Here is a 20,057-nt window from a genome sequence, read left to right as displayed (position 1 = left end):
GTTATTGTTCGGGAATAAAAAATCCCGGTATTGTCCGCTTCACGCCAGCGATAGCACTTCACTGGCACTCTCGTTTTCAAGCCGTCGCCACAAGCGACTGCGATTTTCGATAAGGACACTGCATGAAAAAGGTTCTGTTGTTCACCGCACTGGCGGCTGCCCTGACCGCGGGCCTGGCCCAGGCTGGCGAGAAACTGGTGGTTGCGGCAACCCCGATTCCACACGCCGAGATTCTCGAGCTGATCAAGCCAACCCTCGCCAAAGAAGGCGTGGACCTGGAAATCAAAGTTTTCACCGACTACGTTCAGCCGAACGTGCAGGTCGACCAGAAGCGCCTGGACGCCAACTACTTCCAGACCCTGCCGTACCTCAAGAGCTTCAACGAAGGCAAAGGCACTCACCTGGAAACCGTGATCGGTGTGCACGTCGAACCCTTCGGCGGCTACTCGAAGAAAGTCAAAACCCTGGCTGAGCTGAAAGATGGCGCGACCATTGCCATCCCGAACGAAGGCAGCAACAGCGGCCGTGCCCTGATCCTGCTGCAGAAGGCAGGCCTGATCGAGCTCAAAGACCCGAAAAACGCCTTGGCCACGCCGAAAGACATCGCCAAAAACCCGCACAACTTCAAGTTCAAGGAGCTTGAATCGGCCATGCTGCCGCGCGTGCTGGATCAGGTTGACCTGGACATGATCAACACCAACTACGCGCTGGAAGCGGGTCTGAACCCGGCTAAAGACGCACTGGTGATCGAAGGCGCCGATTCGCCTTACGTGAACTTCCTGGTGGCCCGTCCGGACAACAAGGACAGCGTTGCCATCCAGAAACTGGCCAAGGCCCTGACCAGCCCGGAAGTGAAAGCCTTCATCGAGAAGAAGTACAGCGGTGCGGTACTGCCGGCGTTCTGATTCGAGACGTAAACCCCTTCAAGGTTTCAAACGCCGACGGCTGGCAATAGCGTCGGCGTTTTTTTTGCGTGTGCACAATGCATGTGCGAGCCTGTCCTAGTCAGGTCAGGTCAGGTCAGGTCAGGTCAGGTCAGGTCAGGTCAGGTTACCTTGGCCTCCAAAGCCCTGCGCAAGGCTATCAAGAGTTTCAGAATGTCCTGCGGATCCAGCCGTTGTGGCGGTTGTACGTCTGCCATGTTCTCGTCCTTGTGAGGTTTTGGCCGGGCGTCTGGCCAAAAGTGTTCCGTCCTTGGAGCTGTGTTTCGAAAAAAAGATCCTTCCTGCAGCGCAAGGGAAAATAGACGTCTTCCATCGTCCCGGCAAATCACGTGTCGTTCAATCCGGCCAATACCATGCGGGTTCATCCAGCATGCGTTGGCCGACAATGGCGGTCTGGCCAAGATTTTTCTCCAGCACGATGCAGTTGCAGTCGGGGTCCTGCTGCAAGGCCGAAATCAAGCGCCGGGCATGGGACACCACCCACACCTGGCACTGTTCGGAGGCGCGGATGATCAAGCGCGCCAGCGCCGGCAACAGGTCGGGATGCAGGCTGGTCTCCGGCTCGTTCAGCACCATCAGTGTCGGCGGCCGTGGCGTCAGCAGCGCCGCGACCAACAGCAGGTAACGCAACGTTCCGTCCGACAACTCGGCGGCCGACAGCGGCCGCAACAAGCCTTCCTGAAAGAACTCGATGGCGAAGCGCCCACCCGGCAGCGGTTCAATGTGCAGTCGTGCACCGGGAAACGCGTCGCTGATGGCAGTCCGCAATGCCTCGGGATCACCAATTTCGATGATCGTCTGCAAGGCCGCCGCCAGATCGCGCCCGTCGTGATGCAGCACCGGCGTGCGGGTGCCCAGTTGCGGTTGACGCGCCGGGGCGTCGGCATCGCTGCGAAAATGATCGTAAAAGCGCCAGCGGCGAATGAACTCGCGCATCTCCAGCACTTCCGGAGAGCTGCGCAGGCTGCCGACCTGATCGAACAGGCTGTCGAACGTCGGCGTGTGCTGCGCCAGCACGTCCCAGCGCCGATCGGCGCGGGCACGGATCATCGGGCCGTCACGATCGACCAGCAGACTGGCCGGTCGATAGAACGCGCCTGCCCACAGGCATTCCCGTTTGATCTGCGGGTCGAGGCTGAAATAAGACGGTATCGGCGTGCTGCGCCCGGGCAGCATGAAATGGCCATTGGAATCGGGCAGGCCGAGGCTGATCGAGTAGCCGAAATCCTCTCCCGCAAACCCCAGGCGCAGGCGTTTGACGCCTTGGCGCACGCTGGGCTCGATGGCGACTTCGCCGGTGCGCATGCGCCGGGAGAGGGTTTCCGGACCGGCCCAGAAGGTTGAATCCAGCCCGCCTTCGCGGGCGAGCGCATTGACCACCCCACCGTGAGCGGTTTCCGCCAACAGGCGCAACGCACGGTACAGGTTGGATTTGCCGCTGCCGTTGGGCCCGGTGATCAGATTCAGTCGGCCCAGCGGGATCACCAGTTTGTTGATCGAGCGGTAATTGGCCACCGCGAGCGTGTTGAGCATGTGGGTTCCTGAGAGGGTCGACCGGGGCTCATTGTCAGGCATGCGCAGGCGTCTATGGCAAGTGTTTCAGGGGTAAAGCGGTGTGAATTTTTTCTTCATAAGACGCCCGTGCAAGGTTGGAATCCTGTTCTAAGCTCTCTGTCGAGTTGTCCATAAAAAAGGCCAAGGAGTTTGCATGGCGGTTCCCGGACTGAAAGTACTAATGGCCTTGAGTGTCGTCACCCTGCTAACGGCGTGCGAGGAGAAAAAACCCGTGCAGGAATACCTGCCACGGGTGTTCGTACAAGTCGTCAAGCCAACGGATTACGCAGCCTCGGTCACCCTCACCGGCGATATCCAGGCACGGGTACAGACAGAGTTGTCTTTCCGGGTGGGCGGCAAGATCATCCAGCGCTCGGTTGACGTCGGTGATCGCGTGACCGCCAAGCAAGTGCTCGCCCGGCTCGACCCCAAGGATCTGCAGACCAGTGTCGACTCTGCCCAGGCGCAAGTGCTCGCCGAGCAGGCGCGGGTGAAGCAGAGTGCGGCGGCGTTCGTACGTCAGCAAAAACTCCTGCCCAAGGGCTACACCAGCCAGAGCGAATACGACTCGGCCCAGGCTGCCTTGAACAGCAGCCAGAGCGCCTTGAGCGCTGCCCAGGCGCAGTTCGCCAATGCCAGGGATCAGTTGAGCTATACGGCGCTTATCGCCGATGCGCCGGGGATCATTACCGCACGCCAGGCAGAAGTCGGCCAGGTGGTGCAGGCGACGATGCCGGTCTTCAGCCTGGCCCGGGACGGCGACCGGGATGCCGTGTTCAACGTCTATGAATCGCTGTTGGCCCATAAGCCTAAGGATCAAACCATTGTCCTGAGTCTGGTCGACAATCCCGCCATCAAAACCACTGGCACCGTACGTGAAGTCACCCCGTCGGTGTCGGCGCAATCCGGCACCGTGCAGGTCAAGGTCGGTCTCGACAGATTGCCAGAAGGCATGCAATTGGGCTCGGTGGTGAGTGCCACGGCCAGGGGTTCGGGCAAGGCGGCCATCGAGCTGCCGTGGTCGGCGCTGACCAAAAACATCAGTAAACCTGCGGTCTGGATTGTCGACGACAAGGGCAAGGCCCAGTTGCATTCGGTGACGGTCGGCCGCTACCTGACTGGCAAGGTCATCATCAGCGACGGGTTGAAGGAAGGGGACAAAGTCATCGTCGCGGGCGGGCAGCTGTTGCACCCGGACATGGAAGTCGAGATTGCCGAAAACACCTACAAGGATCTGACCTGGGGAGCCAAGCCATGAAGCCTTTATGGGCGTTGTCCATCGGGCTGGTGCTGAGCGCCTGTTCCAAAAGCGAACCGCCTCCGGCACCGGTACGGCCGGTGCTGTCGATCAAGGTTCAGACCTTGAACGAAGAAGACCTGGGCCGCTTCGCCGGCAGTATCCAGGCACGTTATGAAAGCAATACCGGGTTCCGCGTGGGAGGGCGAATCGCCAACCGTAACGTCGATGTCGGTACAGAGGTCGAGAAGGGCACGTTGCTGGCCACCCTCGATCCTTCAGATCAGCAGAACCAATTACGCTCGGCTCAGGGCGATCTGTCGAAAATCCAGGCGCAACTGATCAACGCCAAGGCCACTGCCCAGCGTCAGCAAGCCTTGTTTGACCGCGGGGTTGGTGCGCAAGCGCAACTCGACGCGGCCAACACCGACCTGAAAACCACCCAGGCCTCCCTCGATCAGGCCCGGGCCGCCGTCAACCAGAGCAAGGACCAACTGGGCTACACCGAGTTGCGCGCCGATCATAAAGCCGTGGTCACCGCGTGGAGTGCCGAGGCCGGGCAAGTGGTCACGGCCGGTCAGCCAGTGGTGACCCTGGCGCAACCGGACATCAAGGAAGCGGTGATCGACCTGCCCGATACCCTGGTCGATCAATTGCCCAAAGATGTGGTGTTCCTGGTCGCTGTGCAACTTGAACCGAGCATCAACACCACGGCGGTCATCCGCGAAATCGAACCTCAGGCTCAAAGCGCCACACGCACCCGTCGTGCTCGCCTGACGCTGGCCGAAACGCCAGCCGGCTTTCGTCTGGGGACGGCAATCAGCGTCACCTTGAGCTCGGCGATCAAGCCGCGCATCGAATTGCCTGTCACCGCGCTCCAGGAGGTCGATGGCAAACCACGCATCTGGGTGATTGATGCACAGAGTAAAACCGTCTCCCCCCGTGACATCACCGTGATCAGCCGCACCGGCAACACCGTGGTGCTGGCTGGCGGCGTGAAGAACGGCGAGCGAGTGGTCAGTGCCGGTGTCAACAGCCTCAAACCGGGGCAACCAGTGAAATTCGACGAGGACAGTCAATGAAAGGGCCTTTCAACCTCTCGGAATGGGCCCTCAAGCATCAGTCGTTCATCTGGTATCTGATGTTCGTCGCGTTGCTGATGGGGGTGTTCTCGTACTTCAACCTTGGGCGTGAAGAAGACCCCTCGTTCACCATCAAGACCATGGTGATCCAGAGCAAATGGCCGGGGGCGACCCAGGAGGAAACCCTCGAGCAGATCACCGACCGGATCGAGAAAAAGCTCGAAGAACTCGACTCCCTCGACTATGTGAAAAGCTACACGCGCCCCGGTGAGTCCACGGTGTACGTGTACCTGCGCGACACCACCAGTGCCAAGGACATCCCGGAAATCTGGTACCAGGTGCGCAAGAAGATCAACGACATCAAATACCAGTTCCCACAAGGCATACAGGGGCCGTCGTTCAACGACGAGTTCGGTGACGTCTTCGGGTCGATCTACGCCTTTACCGCCGACGGCCTGACCATGCGTCAGTTGCGCGACTACGTGGAACAGGCCCGCATGGAAATTCGCGGCGTTCCGGGGCTGGGCAAGATCGAGATGGTCGGCCAGCAGGACGAAGTGCTGTACCTGAACTTCTCCACGCGCAAACTCGCCGCGCTGGGCATTGATCAGCGTCAGGTGGTGCAGAGCCTGCAAACCCAGAACGCCGTGACCCCGGCAGGTGTCATCGAGGCCGGGCCGGAGCGGATTTCGGTGCGGACCTCGGGGCAATTCGCTTCGGAGAAAGACCTGGCCGAGGTCAACCTCAAGCTCAACGACCGTTTCTATCGTCTGGCCGACATCGCCGAAATCAGCCGCGGCTACGTCGATCCGGCCTCGCCGGAATTCCGCTTCAACGGCAAGCCGGCCATCGGCCTGGCGATCGCCATGCAGAAGGGTGGCAACGTCCAGGCGTTCGGCAAGGCCCTGCATACCCGTATCGACGAGTTGACCGCCGACCTGCCGGTCGGTGTCGGCATCTACAACGTCTCCGACCAGGCCGTGGTGGTGGAAGAGGCCGTCGGTGGCTTTACCAGCGCGTTGTTCGAGGCGGTGGTGATCGTGCTGCTGGTCAGCTTCGTCAGCCTTGGCGTGCGCGCCGGTCTGGTGGTGGCGTGCTCGATCCCGCTGGTGCTGGCGATGGTGTTCGTGTTCATGGAATACAGCGGCATCACCATGCAGCGGATTTCCCTCGGTGCACTGATCATCGCCCTCGGCCTGCTGGTGGACGATGCGATGATCACCGTGGAGATGATGGTCACGCGCCTGGAATTGGGCGAAACCAAGGAGCAGGCGGCGACCTTCGCCTACACCTCCACCGCGTTCCCGATGCTCACCGGTACGCTGGTCACGGTGGCGGGCTTCGTGCCGATCGGCTTGAACGCCAGCTCTGCCGGCGAGTACACCTACACCCTGTTTGCGGTGATTGCCTGTGCGATGCTGGTGTCATGGGTGGTGGCAGTTCTGTTTGCGCCGGTGATCGGCGTGCACATCCTCAGCACCAACGTGAAACCCCATGAAGGCGAACCCGGGCGTATCGGCAAGGCGTTCAACGGCGGGCTGCTGTGGTGCATGCGCAATCGCTGGTGGGCCATTGGCATCACCGTACTGTGCTTTGTACTGGCGGTGTTTGGCATGCGCTACGTGCAGAACCAGTTCTTCCCGTCTTCGGATCGACCGGAGATCCTGGTGGATCTGAACCTGCCGCAAAACGCCTCGCTCGACGAAACCCGCCGGGCCGTCGATCGACTCGAGGCCACGCTCAAGGACGATCCGGACATCGTGCGCTGGAGCACTTATGTCGGTCAGGGCGCCATCCGCTTCTATCTGCCACTGGACCAGCAACTGCAAAACCCGTTCTACGCGCAGTTGGTGATCGTCAGCAAAGGCCATAGCCGCGAGGCCATGATGCAGAAGCTTCGCGAGCGCTTGCGCAACGACTTCGTCGGCATCGGCAGTTATGTCCAGGCACTGGAAATGGGCCCGCCGGTAGGGCGTCCGATCCAGTACCGGGTCAGCGGCAAAGACATCGATCAGGTGCGCCGACATGCCATCGACCTGGCCACCGAGCTGGACAAGAACCCGCACATTGGCGAGATCATCTACGACTGGAACGAGCCGGGCAAAGTGTTGCGCATCGACATCGCCCAGGACAAGGCGCGGCAGTTGGGGCTGTCTTCCGAGGATGTGGCCAACCTGATGAACGGCATCGTCAGCGGCCAGTCGGTGACCCAGGTAGACGACGACATCTATCTGATCAACGTGGTCGGGCGTGCGGTGGATTCCGAGCGCGGAACGCCGGAAACCCTGCAGAACCTGCAAATCGTCACACCTGGCGGCACGTCGATTCCACTGCTGGCGTTCGCCACGGTGCGCTACGAACTGGAGCAGCCGCTGGTGTGGCGTCGCGATCGCCTGCCGACCATCACCATCAAGGCGGCGATACGCGACGAGATCCAGCCGACCGACCTTGTGAGAATTCTCAAGCCGTCCATCGACGATTTCGCTGCCAAATTGCCGGCGGGCTACAAGGTCGCCACCGGTGGTACGGTGGAGGAAAGCGGCAAGGCCCAGGGGCCGATTGCCAAGGTTGTGCCGCTGATGCTGTTTTTGATGGCGACCTTCCTGATGATCCAGCTGCACAGCGTACAGAAGCTGTTCCTGGTGGCCAGCGTCGCGCCGCTGGGGCTGATCGGCGTGGTACTTGCGTTGGTGCCTACAGGTACGCCCATGGGCTTCGTGGCGATCCTCGGGATTCTGGCGCTTATCGGTATCATCATCCGTAACTCGGTGATCCTGGTGACCCAGATCGAGGAGTACGAACAGAAGGGCTATACGCCATGGGACGCGGTGGTGCAGGCCACCGAACATCGACGTCGGCCGATCCTGCTGACCGCGGCGGCGGCGAGCATGGGGATGATCCCGATTGCCCGGGAAGTGTTCTGGGGGCCGATGGCCTACGCAATGATCGGCGGGATCGTCATCGCCACCTTGCTGACGCTGCTGTTTTTGCCGGCGCTGTATGTGGCCTGGTACAAGATTCGCGAGCCGAAGAAAGCGGCGCAGTAAAGGCGAGCGCTGCGCGCTCATCGCTGGCAAGCCCGCTCCCACAGGGTCCAGCACAATCCCTGTGGGAGCGGGCTTGCCAGCGAAGACGTCAGCACAACCACCGCAAACCTGCAGGCTTTACACCTTGCGCCAGACACTCGCCAACCAAGGCTGCTGCTCCCGCGGCAGCCCTGCCGGCCGGTAGTAATGCTCAAGCTCGACAAACCCCGCCTCGATCAACAATTGCTGCCAGGCCGCCAGATCGTGGTACGACCCATAACGCGGCCCGTTCCAGCCTTCCTGATTCTCGCCACGGGGATTGGAGCTGAACAACACGCCACCCGGTTTCAACGCTCCCCACAGCTGCTTCAACACCCGTGGCAGTTCCTGACGCGGCACATGAAACAGCGCCGCATTGGCAAAGATTCCGTCGAAGCGTTCGGCCGGCAGATCGAGCTTCAGGAAGTCCTGCTGCCAGACCTCGCAACCACTGTCCTCACGGGCCAACTGCGCGAGTTTTTCCGAACCGTCGAGGCCGACCGCCTTGTGGCCCATGCGGGTGAACGTCTGCAAATCCCGGCCCGGCCCACAGCCAAAATCGAGAATGTCGAACGGCGCCTCGCTCTGAATGTGGCGCAACAGCGCATCGATGTTCTGGCTGACGTCGTGATCGCGGGTTCCTTCACGGAAGTCTTCGGCGACTGCGTTGTAATGACCGAGGGTCGTGGAGGTGATCTGTTCGAGTTCGTCGGGTGTTTGCTTCATGGTCGGCTGCGCAGGCAATTGGGATTCACCGAATATACGCCATGGCGCCGGGGGCTGCTGCGCAGCCCATCGCGGGCAAGCCAGCTCCCACAGGACAGCGTGCTGGTCCAAACACCGCGGTACCTGTGGGAGCGGGCTTGCCCGCGATGGCTATCTAAAAAACACAGGAAATGTCAGCCCTTTTTCATCCCCAGGCATTCAATGGAGTGATCCACCATCGCCTTGGCAATCTCCAGCAAATGCCAGATCGAGTACACCATCGCACGATCAGCCCCCTTGAGTTGATCGCCACATTGGTAGGCATTGACCGAGGCACAGCGCAGCAGATCGGCAACATAGAGCTGGGTGTCTTCAAAGCTCACGTCTTTGCTGACGTTGTAGAAGCGCAGTTCATCGGGGCGGGTGGGTTGATCGCCGGTCAGGTAAAAATCAATCGCACGGTAGAGCGCTGATCGATCCCTGGTTTCGTTGGTGGATGTTTCCGGAGGTGGATCGGGTACGGATTGTTCCATGAGTGTTACTCCTATTGCTGCATGGGAGCCATCACGTATCGCCTACTAAACGATTGGGTGGCGGCTGTACGCAGGTTAGTAGGCCGGTCAATAGGAAAACCGGTGCATCCGAAGATGCCCCACGCACAGCCACCATATTCTGCATGCGGCAAATCGCCGGACATGAGCATGGAATCGCTATGCGCCTATTGTTCCGGGCTACTAAACCCGATCACTGATAAGCAGTGACGGACCGAGACTAGCCACCGGATTTGGCAGGCGCAAGCGAGCGAAATGATCTAGGAAACGTCCTGCAAAGGAAAGGGAACGGGCCTTCGGAAACGCTGATTTCTTTGTACGAAATATCGCCAGTATCGCCACTCCTGTAGGAGCGAGCTTGCTCGCGAAAAACCTGAGGGCGCCACGGGGAATCAGGTTCCCCGCGTTATCGTTGACCTCCATCGCGAGCTAGCTCGCTCCTACAGAGTTAGCGTTTATTCAACCCCCGCGCCAACCGATCCCCACCCAGCTGAATCACCGCCACCAACGCCACCAGCAGCACAATCACCGTCAACATGATCTGGCTATCAAACCGCTGATACCCATACCGATACGCAATGTCCCCCAACCCACCCGCACCAATCGCCCCGGCCATGGCGGAGGAGTTGATCATCGTCACCAGCGTAATAGTGAACCCGCCGACAATCCCGGGCAGCGCTTCTGGCAGCAACACATGCCAGACGATGTGCCAGCGCCGGCAGCCCATGGCTTGCGCCGCTTCGATCAAGCCGTGGTCGACCTCGCGCAAGCTCACCTCGGCAATACGCGCAAAGAAAGGCGTAGCCGCGATGGTCAGCGGCACCACAGCGGCCCATACGCCGTAAGTGGTGCCGACGATGAGCCGGGTGAACGGAATCAAAGCGACCATCAGGATCAGGAAAGGCACCGAGCGGAACAAGTTCACGAATGCGCCCAACGCGCGGTTCAGCGCCGGGGCTTCGTAGATGCCGCCCTTGGAACTGGTGACCAGGATCACGGCCAGCGGAATGCCCGCCAACAGCGCGATCAACGACGACACGCCGACCATCAGGAACGTGTCGATAAACCCCTGCAGCAAGCGATCAAACCACATAACCCAGTACCTCCACCTGTTGCGCCCATTGGCCGGCGCGCTGACGCAATTCTTCGGCACCAAGGGGGGAGCCCGTCACCGCCAGCAGCAGTTGCCCAAGCGCATGCCCCTGAATCCGTTCCACGCCGCCTTGCAGCAAGCGCACTCGGCCGCCGAGCGCGCTGAACAATGCTGCCAGGTCCGGTTCGTCGCGCTGGCTGCCGGTGAACTGCAAGCGCAGGACCACGGCGGCATCGGCGGATGTCGCTTGCGCCAACAGACGGCTTTGCAGCTCTGGCGGCAAGGCGTGTTGCAAAGGCGCCAGCAGCGTCTTGCTGACCTCATGTTGCGGACTGCCGAAGACTTCCCACACCGGGCCTTGTTCGACGATGCGGCCGTGTTCGAGCACGACCACCCGATCACAGATCTCGCGAATCACCGCCATCTCGTGAGTGATCAAAACGATGGTCAGGCCCAAGCGCCGATTGATCTCGCGCAGCAGGCCGAGGATCGATTGCGTGGTCTCCGGGTCCAGTGCCGAGGTGGCTTCGTCGCACAGCAGGATTTGCGGGTCATGCACCAGCGCCCGGGCAATGCCCACGCGTTGTTTCTGCCCGCCGGACAACTGCGCCGGGTAAGCCTTGTGTTTGGCCTGCAAGCCGACCAGTTCCAGCAGTTCACGGACCTTTTGCTCGCGTTGTTCCTTGGGCACGCCAGCGACTTTCAGCGGTAGCTCGACATTCTGCCAAACGGTCTTGGCCGACATCAGATTGAAGTGCTGGAAGATCATGCCAATGCGCCGCCGCAGCGCCACCAGGCGGTCTTCGTCGAACTCGCCGATGTCCACCTGATCGATCAGCACCCGACCGCTGCTCGGTTGTTCCAGGCGATTGATGGTACGGATCAGCGACGACTTGCCGGCGCCGCTGCGGCCGATGATGCCGAACACTTCGCCGCGCTGGATCGCCAGGTCGATGCCGTGCAGGGCAGCCACCGGCCCTTGCTGGCCGTTGTAGGTTTTGCCCAGGCCGATGAAGCGGACGTGGGCATGGTTTAGCTCGGGATGCAGCTCTGTGCGCTCAGCACTTTGCGGCTCTGGAATCTCCAGTCGCCGTTGGATGGCGGCGGTCATGCTCAGCTTTCCCAGCCGGCTTGGTACAGCTTGCCGTGAGCTTTATCCAGCGCGGCGCGCACAGCGGGTGAGTGCTGGTAGATGTCGACGAACTTGATCAGGCGCGGGTCGGTTTTGCTCTTGGGCTGGATCACGAACTGAATCACGTACTCCTTGTGATCGAGGCCGTCGAACAGCAGCGCGGAGCCCGCATCGAAGGTTTTCGACAAGCGAATGTAGGCCGGGTAGCCCTGCACCAGATCGGCATCGTCATAGGCACGCACCAGTTGCACGGCTTCGACCTGGAGGATCTTGATGTGCTTCGGGTTGGCGATGATGTCTTCTTCGGTGGCCTTGTAGCCGACGCCGGGCTTGAGGGTGATCAGCCCGGCCTTGGCCAGCAGCTGCAAGCCACGACCGCTGTTGATCGGGTCGTTGGCGATGGCCACGCTGGCGCCTTGCGGCAGTTCGTCGAAGCTTTTGTATTTTTTCGAATAGAGGCCGACGTTGTTGATGATTCCCGGTGCGAAAGGCACCAGGTCGAAACCCGAAGCGGCCTTGGCGTTTTCCAGGAACGGGATGTGCTGGAAGTAGTTCACGTCGATGTCGCCGGCGGCGAGGCTGACGTTCGGCGCGATCCAGTCGGTGAATTCCACCAGCTCGACTTTCAGGCCTTGTTTGGAGGCCTCGTCGACGGCCGCTTCCAGGGGAATGGCGAAGGCGGCGGTGGTGCCGATTTTCAGCGGCGCGTCGGCGGCGAACGTCACCGAGCTGAACAGGCCGAGGGCCAGGGCCAGTGCTTTGACTGGGTGAGAGAGGTAGTGCTTTTTCATGATGAGTTATCCAGTCAGTGCAGAAAATTTGTGGTGTTGGGGCGGGCCTCTTCGCTGGCAAGCCAGCTCCTACAGAAGATCGCAACCCTCTCTGTAGGAGCTGGCTTGCCAGCGAAGCTTTTAGCGTCGGTAAGCCGACCCGGTATGTTGCTCAGGCAAATGCGCTTCCTCGCGAAACAGCTTTTCGCGCAAGGTGCCGTTGTCGTACGCAGTCTTGTACGATCCCCGCCGTTGCAGCTCGGGGATCACCAGCTCAATGAAATCCTCATAGCTTTCCGGCGTGACGATGCGGGTCAGGTTGAAGCCATCCAGCCCGGTTTCGGCGATCCACGATTCCAGCTCATCGGCCACCTGTTCCGGGGAGCCCACTACAGTGATGTAACGCCCGCCGAGAGCGTGTTGCTCGAGCAATTTGCGTCGGGTCCAGTCGTTGTTTTGCAGGTGTTTGGTGGCGGACTGGATCGCGTTGCTCTTCACGTACTGGATCGGTTCGTCGATGTCGTACTGGGAAAAATCAATCCCGGTAGACGCCGAAAAATGCGCCACGCCGGCTTCGGCGTTGGCGTAGCTCAGGTATTCGGCGTGCTTGGCCCAGGCCAGGTCTTCGGTGGCGCCGACGATCACATTCAGGCCCATGAACACCTTGATGTCCTCGGAGTTGCGTCCGGCGGCGACGGCGCTGGCGCGCACCTTGTCCACCTGCGCCTTGGTCGATGCCTTGGTCTGGCCGCTGATGAACACGCACTCGGCATGGCGCCCGGCGAACAGCAAGCCACGATCCGAGCTGCCGGCCTGGAACAGCACCGGCGTGCGCTGCGGTGAGGGTTCACAGAGGTGATAGCCCTCGACCTGATAGAACTCGCCTTTGTGCTCGACCTTGTGCACTTTCTCAGGCTGCGCGTAGATCCGCTGCTGTCGGTCGTTCAGCACCGCGCCGTTTTCCCAACTGCCTTCCCAGAGTTTGTAGAGCACCTCCAGGTACTCGTCGGCCTGGTCGTAGCGACGGTCGTGTTCGACCTGTTCGCTCAGGCCCATGGACTTGGCTGCACTGTCGAGGTAGCCGGTGACGATGTTCCAGCCAACCCGGCCACGGCTCAGGTGATCCAGGGTCGACAGGCGACGGGCGAACAGATATGGCGCTTCGTAGGTGAGGTTGGCGGTCAGGCCGAAACCGAGGTTTTTCGTCACCGCGGCCATGGCCGACACGAGCAGCAGCGGGTCGTTGACCGGCAACTGGATCGACTCTTTGAGCGGCACGTCCACCGAGTTCTGATAGACGTCGTAGACCCCGACGATGTCGGCGATGAACAGGCCGTCGAACAGCCCGCGCTCCAGCAGTTGCGCCAGTTCGGTCCAGTATTCGATGGTGTTGTATCGGGTTGATGTGTCCCGTGGATGGGTCCACAGGCCATGGTTGATGTGCCCGATGCAGTTCATGTTGAACGCGTTGAGCAGGATCTTCTTTTTAGTGGCAGCCATCAGATGGTCCCCCGCAGTGGCGGGTTTTCATCGTTGAGGTAGTAGTTACCCACGGCGTGGTACTTCCAGCGCACCGGATCGTGCAGGGTGTGCACTCGGGCGTTGCGCCAGTGGCGGTCGAGGCTGTGTTCGATCAAGGTCGCCTGGCTGCCGGCCAGTTCGAACAGCGTGCTGCCGGCGGCCAGGGAGATTTCTGTGCTGATGGCGCGGGCTTCGGCGACGGCAATCGACGCAGCTGCGACGGTCTCGGCATGGGTGTCGGCCTGGGCCTTGTCGAGGTATTCGCCCGCACGCTCCAGCAGCGCCTCGGCGGCGTGCAGGCGAATGCTCAGGTGGCCGAAGCTCTTGAGGGTCAGCGGGTCGTCCGTGGCTTTTTCGTGGGTGGCGTCGATCCACGGCCGGGTTTTCGTGCGCACGAAGTGCAGCGCATCTTCATAGGCGGCGCGGGCGATGCCGGTGTCGATGGCGGCATGGAGAATCTGCGCCAGCGGGCCGACCGGGGTCGGGCGCTCGAAGGCGCTTTGAAAGGGGATCACATCTTCAGCGGCAACAAACACATCTTCAAATACCACTGAGCCGCTGCCGGTGGTGCGCTGACCGAAGCCGCTCCAGTCGTCGATCACGCTCAGGCCCTTGCTGTTTCGCGGGGCGAACGCCAGTTGCTGCACGCCGTTTTCATCCACCACCGAGGTGGGAATGCGCTGGGCGTAAATCGCGCCGGTGGCGTAGAACTTGCGACCATTGATGCGATAGCCGCTGCCGTCGCGAGTCAGGCTTGTGACGCGATCGTGTGCGGTTTTGGTGCCGAGTTCGGCCAATGCGTTGCCGAAGCGCTGGCCGGCCAGTACTTCGGCATAAAGACGTTTTTTCTGCTCGTGGTTGCCGTTCACCCGCAGCACTTCAAGGGCATAAAAATGGTTTTGCGGGATTTGCCCAAGCGAGCCGTCGGCTTGGGCAATCAATGCGATCACCTTGGCCAGGGTGACGTTGGAAACGCCGGCGCCGCCATACTCTTTCGGCACGCTGATGCCCCACAGGCCCGAGCGGGAAAATACTTCCAGCTCCGGGTGTGGCAAGCGGCGCTCGCGGTCGCGCAGGGCGCTGTCGCGTTTGAAATCTTCGGCCAGGTCGCTGGCAATGATCAAGGCTTGTTCATCGCTGGTGATGACCGCGACGTGCTGAGAATTTGTCATGTTGTTCTCCAGATGTCTGGTCGTCAGATCCAGGAATGCCGATTCGGCAGCGTGCCGTTAAGGCGATAGGCGCCGATGGCGTGATACTTCCAGCGCACCGGATCGTGCAGGGTGTGCACCCGGGCATTGCGCCAGTGACGGTCGAGGTTGAATTCGGCGAGGGTCGCGCGGCTGCCGGCCAGTTCGAGCAGCTTTTCACTGGCCAGCAACGAAATCTCGGTGGTCAGCACCTTGGCTTCGGCCACGGCAATCGAGGCGCGGGCGGCGGACTCGGCGGTGAGCGGCGCGGCGCTGACCTGATCAAGCACCTGTCCGGCCTTGCGCAGCAGCGCTTCGGCGGCGTGCAATTCGATTTTCAACTTGCCGATATCGGCGATCACGTAAAGGTCATCGCTGGCCCGCTCGACCTTGGCGTCGATCCATGGCCGGGCGCGGGTTTTCACGAAGTCGATGGCGTCTTCGATGGCGCCTCGGGCGATACCGGCGTCGATGGCCGCTTGTATCAGTTGGGAGACGGCACCCTGAATGTTCGGCGTGTCGTTGATCTTCCAGTTATCCACAACCAGTTCGGAGTCGACTCGCACGTTGTTGAGCAAAATCGTGCCGCTGGCGGTGGTGCGCTGACCAAAGCCGGACCAGTCATCGACGATGCGCAATCCCGGCGTGCCACGACGGATGAACGCCAGCACCTGCCTGCCGTCGTCATTCAACGCCTTGACCGCAACCCAATGGGCGAACAGGGCACCGGTGGAATAGAACTTCTGGCCGTTGAGGACGCCGTCGGCGGTCAGGCGTGCCTTCAGTTCCAGGGTGTTTTTGGTGCCGCGTTCCGGCCCGGCATTGCCGATGCGCCAGCCATCAAGAACGCTTTTGAACAGTTGTCGTTTCTGCGTTTCGGTGGCACTGCCGAGGATCAGGTTAAGAATGCCGAACTGGTTTTGCGGGATCTGCCCAAGCGCCGGGTCGGCGGCGGAAATGATCGCGAAGACCTCAGCCAGGGTGACGAACGAAACCTGCGGGCCACCGTACTCGCGGGGGATGGAAATGCTGCCCAGGCCGCTGCGGGTGAACTGTTCGATTTCAGACCATGGGAGCTTGCGCTGCTGGTCACGTTTGGCTGCTTGCAGGCGAGCGACTTGCGCCAACTCGTGGGCCGCTTTGATGGCTTGGGCATCGTTGCGCAAGACTTTTGCGGGCAACAACAGGGGGGCGACGTCCAGGTCACTCTGGACGATTGCATCTGCCAGACTGGACATCAGTGCCGCTCCTTGGCTGCATGCAATGCCCTGGCGATCTGCACTGGGGTGATTGTGTTCCGGACCATACCTACCTCACATCTCATGGAAGCGCCGCTTGTGGCGGCGCATGAAAACAAGAATGTCCGGTGGTCCGGTGCATATACCCTAAACGCGTATAAATATTTTATGAACTAACTTTTAGGAATATGAATAGAAGGATGATCCCGCGGCTGTGAGTGACCCCTGTATTCATTGCTTGCGGGATTCGGCTGCCTTGAACACTTTTTTCGGGGGGACTTTCAGATAAGGATTGGCGCAACCGATCTTCAGCGTGCGGGCCGGCGCCCAGCGCGAGTTGTTGCCCACCCTGTCGAGAATGCAGTAGGTCACTTCCAGGCGCAGATCTTCGCCGGCTTCGAGGATGATGGCCGGCGGTATCCAGACCTGGATCGGCTGACCCACATCGGCGGGCTCGAGTCGTGGCAGGTCCATGCGCACATCGCCCCAGCGCAGGGTGATTTCGTCATCGACGGCCATGTTCAGGTACGGCTCGATGGTCAAGGGAACACCGCGTTTGACCTGGCTCGGATTGACCCCCTGACGGCGAATTGCCTCGGGAATGTTCACCGGTGCCAGGCACTGGTTTTCATCGCCGCACAACGCGGAGGGTTGGCCGCCTGGACAGTCGAGTTTGATCTGTACGTTTTGGCTGGCTGATATCGCCGGTCCCTGGCCAACTTGCATGACCCGGTAGTGAATGCATGAAGTGCCGTTGGCGACAAAACTTTCAGGCACCCTTAGCTGCACAGGTCGACCGACATCGCTGGCCGTCAGCACGCGCGAGGCCACGTAGCAGTTGTCCCAGAACAGTTCGATCAGGTCACCAGCGTCCATGGCAGGGTAGGGCGCCACTTCGATCAGCAGGTGCGCCGCGCAAGTGACGTTGATGCCGGTCTTGTTGGATTGCGCCAGGGTCGGGGCCGCAAGCCCGGATTTGTTCGAGGTGCTTTTCATGAAGTCTCCTTGAAGTCTTGCAACGAAGTCCGTTTCTGGAATATCAAAAAACTAAAAATCGAAGCGAAAAAAACCATTCATTACTTCGAGTTGAAATAATGATTCAAGCGTGATGAGTGTTGCTGGCAGGAGACTAGATAAGAGCCAGCAAGATCAGGTGTCAATGAGAATTATTAGTTATGTGTGGTGTGTGCTGCTATTCAGAAAGTTCCTACGCGCTCAAGTAAGTAAACCATATCGGTGTGTCGAATTTATCTGCTGAAAGCGGCGAGATACAGGCAGTTTTGTACAAGTCGTCGGCACAGCTCTGCCATGGAAAACCTGATTGGATTAGCACTGTTTAATTGTTGCGAAGCTTATATGTGTACCGCGTGTGCGTACAGGATATGTGTGTCGAATAGATAGGCTTAGTTTGGTATTAATGGGGTGTGTTTCGAAGGGTGTCACTTCCATCCATGGAAGTTAACCATTGTTGCGCAGGGTTGTTAGTTGTGACCGTTATTCAGGAACTTGCTCAGGAACTGTTTGGTTCGCTCTTCTTTCGGGTTGGCAAACAACGCCTTCGCTTCGCCTTGCTCGACGATCACGCCCTTGTCGAAAAACACCACACGGTTAGCCACGTCCCGGGCAAAACCCATTTCGTGGGTGACGATCACCATGGTGCGTTTCTCTTCGGCCAGGCCGCGGATGGTCGCCAACACCTCGCCCACCAGTTCCGGGTCGAGGGCCGAGGTCGGCTCATCGAACAGGATCACTTCGGGCTCCATCGCCAGCGCCCGGGCAATCGCCACGCGCTGTTGCTGGCCACCGGAGAGGCGACGCGGGTAAGCGTCCTCCTTGCCCGCCAGGCCGACCTTGACCAAGAGTTTTTTACCCAGGGCAACGGCGTCGGCATGTGGGGTCTTCTTGACCACGATCGGGCCTTCGATGACGTTTTCCAGGGCGGTGCGATGGGGGAACAGGTTGAAGTTCTGGAACACGAAACCTACGTGCTGGCGCAAACGCCGCACCAGGCTCTGCTGCTGGTTCAGGGGACGGCTGGTATCGACCTCGATATCACCGACCTTGATCCGGCCGCTGGTGGGTTCTTCCAGAAAATTCAGGCAGCGCAGGAAGGTGGTCTTGCCCGAACCGCTTGGGCCGATGATTGCCACCACCTCGCCTTCCTTGACCTCAAGATCGATGCCGTTGAGCACGACTTGACCCTTGAACTGCTTTGTCAGTTTTTCCACGACAATCATCGGGTCAGGACTCCTGGTCGTGCCGATTGACCCGCGCTTCCAACTGGTTCTGCAGGTGCGACAGCACCGTGGCCAGGACCCAGTAGATCAGTGCGGCGGCAAGATACATGGTGAAGATTTCGAAGGTACGGGCAGTGATCAGTTGCGCCTGACGGAACAACTCCGGCACCTGGATGGTAGCGGCCAGCGCCGTGTCCTTGACCAGCGAAATGAAGCTGTTGCCCAGCGGCGGCAATGCGGTGCGCATGGCCTGCGGCAGGATGGCCCGGCGCAGGGTTTGCGCACGGGTCATGCCGATGCTGGCAGCAGCTTCCCACTGGCCGCGCTCGATGGAGCTGATCGCGGCACGCAGGATTTCACAGGCGTAGGCGGCCATGTTCAGCGAGAAGCCGATCAGGGCCGCCGGCAGCGGATCAAGTTCCAGACCCAACTGCGGCAAGCCGTAATAGATCACGAACAGTTGCACCAGCAACGGCGTGCCGCGAAAGAACGACACGTAGATGCGGGCGATCCAGCTCACCAGTTTGAAGCGCGACAGGCGCATCAGCGCCAGGCCGAACCCCATCACCAGGCCGAAGAACATCCCGCCCAGGCTCAAGATCACTGTGTAGTACGCGCCCTTGAGCAGAAAGGGCACGGAGTCCAGTGCGAGTTGAAAAGCTTCTTCCATTATTGAGTGACGTCAGCGCTGAAGTATTTTTCCGAAAGCTTTTTCAGCGTACCGTCGGCGCGCAGCTTGTCGATGGCTTTGTTCACAGCTGCCAGCAGTTCAGGCTCGCCTTTGCGCAGGGCAATGCCGGCTTCCTGACGGGAGAACGCATCACCGGCGGCGGTGGTGTCCTTGGCTTTCTTGGCGTATTCCAGCGCGGCCAGGCGGTCGATCAGAATGGCGTCGATGCGGCCGACACGCAGGTCCTGGAACTTGGTCGGATCATCTTCGTAGGTGCGAATGTCAGCCTTAGGCACATTTTCTTTCACCCACTGCTCGTAGTTGGTGCCCAGGCCTACGCCGACTTTCTTGCCAGACAGGTCAGCGGCGGACTTGATGTTCAGCTCGGCGGCCTTCTTCGTCAGCACCAGCGCCTGAATGCCGGAAACGGTGTACGGCTCGGAGAAGTCATACTTCTTCTTGCGCTCTTCAGAGATGGTCACCTGGTTGATTACCGCGTCCAGGCGCTTGGACTCCAGGGCGGCGAGGATGCCGTCCCATTTGGTCGGCTGCAGCTTGACCTTCACGCCCAGCTCTTTGGCCAGGGCTTCGGAGAACTCGACTTCGAAGCCGGCCAGTTTGCCGTCGGCGTCGACGAAACTGAACGGTGGGTAAGTGCCTTCCAGGCCAACGTTGATCACGCCGGCGTCTTTGATTTTTTGCAGTTGCTCACCGGCAACGGCATGGCCAATCAGGCCGGCGCTCAGTGCCAGGCCCAGCGAACCCACCAGCAGATTGCGACGTAGTGCGGAAAAATTCATGACAAGCCCCTGTGTTTTCTTATGGAAGACGCTTAAGGAAAGTTGGCAAATTCGGGATTTTGACGACAGCGCTATCCTGCCTTAAAGCAGCGTGTGCGTCTCGCTGCAAATTCGCCTGCGGCGTGACTATAAGATGATGCAGTTAGATAGGAAAATAATAAAGTTTATATTTGTTATGCTTTAAGGGTATATGTAACCAGAACGATTGCTTTCGCTGGCAAGCCAGCTCCTACAGGGCGACACAAACTCTGTAGGCGCTGGCTTGCCA

At 60.0% G+C, this 20,057-nt stretch carries 17 protein-coding genes; 4 read left to right on the top strand and 13 right to left on the bottom strand.

The window, feature by feature from the left end; genetic code table 11:
* Window positions 1-122 precede the first annotated feature (122 nt).
* Complete coding sequence (locus tag PMI31_RS15725) at window positions 123-905, top strand: MetQ/NlpA family ABC transporter substrate-binding protein (RefSeq protein ID WP_007983099.1); 783 nt, start codon at window positions 123-125, stop codon at window positions 903-905.
* Between the two features lie 375 nt (window positions 906-1,280).
* Here PMI31_RS15725 and PMI31_RS15720 read toward each other — a convergent pair whose 3' ends face one another.
* Entirely contained in the window at window positions 1,281-2,477 is a 1,197-nt protein-coding gene (locus PMI31_RS15720) for an AAA family ATPase (RefSeq protein WP_008019098.1), read from the bottom strand.
* 175 nt (window positions 2,478-2,652) lie between these two features.
* On the opposite strand from PMI31_RS15720, the gene PMI31_RS15715 reads away from it, so the two are divergent.
* Genes PMI31_RS15715 through PMI31_RS15705 form a run of 3 tightly spaced genes read left to right on the top strand, consistent with a single transcriptional unit; the run spans window position 2,653 to window position 7,864 of the window.
* Window positions 2,653-3,756: an efflux RND transporter periplasmic adaptor subunit gene (locus PMI31_RS15715; RefSeq protein ID WP_008019096.1), complete on the top strand. Its 1,104-nt coding sequence runs from the start codon at window positions 2,653-2,655 to the stop codon at window positions 3,754-3,756.
* Entirely contained in the window at window positions 3,753-4,817 is a 1,065-nt protein-coding gene (locus PMI31_RS15710; RefSeq protein WP_008019095.1) for an efflux RND transporter periplasmic adaptor subunit, read from the top strand. The genes PMI31_RS15715 and PMI31_RS15710 overlap by 4 nt, the downstream gene beginning before the upstream one ends.
* Window positions 4,814-7,864, top strand: coding sequence for an efflux RND transporter permease subunit (locus PMI31_RS15705; RefSeq protein ID WP_008019094.1), 3,051 nt, complete (start codon window positions 4,814-4,816; stop codon window positions 7,862-7,864). Before PMI31_RS15710 ends, PMI31_RS15705 begins: the two co-directional genes overlap by 4 nt.
* A 117-nt stretch (window positions 7,865-7,981) precedes the next feature.
* Here PMI31_RS15705 and PMI31_RS15700 read toward each other — a convergent pair whose 3' ends face one another.
* The 12 genes from PMI31_RS15700 to tcyJ all read right to left on the bottom strand — a co-directional run bounded on the left by PMI31_RS15700 (window position 7,982) and on the right by tcyJ (window position 19,789).
* Window positions 7,982-8,608, bottom strand: coding sequence for a class I SAM-dependent methyltransferase (locus PMI31_RS15700; RefSeq protein ID WP_008019093.1), 627 nt, complete (start codon window positions 8,606-8,608; stop codon window positions 7,982-7,984).
* Window positions 8,609-8,781: 173 nt separating this feature from the next.
* On the bottom strand, window positions 8,782-9,120 hold the full coding sequence (locus PMI31_RS15695; RefSeq protein ID WP_008019092.1) for a DUF6124 family protein: 339 nt from the start codon (window positions 9,118-9,120) through the stop codon (window positions 8,782-8,784).
* 466 nt (window positions 9,121-9,586) lie between these two features.
* On the bottom strand, window positions 9,587-10,231 hold the full coding sequence (locus tag PMI31_RS15690) for a methionine ABC transporter permease (RefSeq protein WP_007972909.1): 645 nt from the start codon (window positions 10,229-10,231) through the stop codon (window positions 9,587-9,589).
* On the bottom strand, window positions 10,221-11,342 hold the full coding sequence (locus tag PMI31_RS15685; protein WP_008019090.1) for a methionine ABC transporter ATP-binding protein: 1,122 nt from the start codon (window positions 11,340-11,342) through the stop codon (window positions 10,221-10,223). The genes PMI31_RS15690 and PMI31_RS15685 overlap by 11 nt, the downstream gene beginning before the upstream one ends.
* Window positions 11,343-11,344: 2 nt before the next feature.
* Window positions 11,345-12,154 carry a MetQ/NlpA family ABC transporter substrate-binding protein gene (locus tag PMI31_RS15680; RefSeq protein WP_008019089.1) on the bottom strand — a complete coding sequence of 270 codons (810 nt, stop codon included), beginning with the start codon at window positions 12,152-12,154 and terminating at the stop codon, window positions 11,345-11,347.
* Between the two features lie 120 nt (window positions 12,155-12,274).
* Window positions 12,275-13,633 carry an LLM class flavin-dependent oxidoreductase gene (locus tag PMI31_RS15675; protein WP_008019087.1) on the bottom strand — a complete coding sequence of 453 codons (1,359 nt, stop codon included), beginning with the start codon at window positions 13,631-13,633 and terminating at the stop codon, window positions 12,275-12,277.
* Entirely contained in the window at window positions 13,633-14,826 is a 1,194-nt protein-coding gene (locus tag PMI31_RS15670; protein WP_008019086.1) for an SfnB family sulfur acquisition oxidoreductase, read from the bottom strand. Before PMI31_RS15670 ends, PMI31_RS15675 begins: the two co-directional genes overlap by 1 nt.
* Window positions 14,827-14,849: 23 nt before the next feature.
* Window positions 14,850-16,082: an SfnB family sulfur acquisition oxidoreductase gene (locus tag PMI31_RS15665; protein WP_008019084.1), complete on the bottom strand. Its 1,233-nt coding sequence runs from the start codon at window positions 16,080-16,082 to the stop codon at window positions 14,850-14,852.
* 231 nt (window positions 16,083-16,313) lie between these two features.
* Complete coding sequence (locus PMI31_RS15660; RefSeq protein ID WP_008019083.1) at window positions 16,314-17,078, bottom strand: hypothetical protein; 765 nt, start codon at window positions 17,076-17,078, stop codon at window positions 16,314-16,316.
* 485 nt (window positions 17,079-17,563) lie between these two features.
* A complete protein-coding gene (gene tcyN / locus PMI31_RS15655) occupies window positions 17,564-18,319 on the bottom strand; it encodes an L-cystine ABC transporter ATP-binding protein TcyN (RefSeq protein WP_008019081.1) in 756 nt (251 codons plus the stop codon).
* 4 nt (window positions 18,320-18,323) lie between these two features.
* Window positions 18,324-18,989 carry a cystine ABC transporter permease gene (gene tcyL, locus PMI31_RS15650; RefSeq protein ID WP_007972897.1) on the bottom strand — a complete coding sequence of 222 codons (666 nt, stop codon included), beginning with the start codon at window positions 18,987-18,989 and terminating at the stop codon, window positions 18,324-18,326.
* Window positions 18,989-19,789 carry a cystine ABC transporter substrate-binding protein gene (gene tcyJ / locus PMI31_RS15645; protein ID WP_008019080.1) on the bottom strand — a complete coding sequence of 267 codons (801 nt, stop codon included), beginning with the start codon at window positions 19,787-19,789 and terminating at the stop codon, window positions 18,989-18,991. The genes tcyL and tcyJ overlap by 1 nt, the downstream gene beginning before the upstream one ends.
* Window positions 19,790-20,057 lie beyond the last annotated feature (268 nt).

The sequence above is a fragment of the Pseudomonas sp. GM55 genome, from assembly GCF_000282395.1.
Taxonomy (GTDB): Bacteria; Pseudomonadota; Gammaproteobacteria; order Pseudomonadales; family Pseudomonadaceae; genus Aquipseudomonas; species Aquipseudomonas fluorescens_CC.
This window is presented reverse-complemented; position numbering and strand designations above follow the sequence as displayed.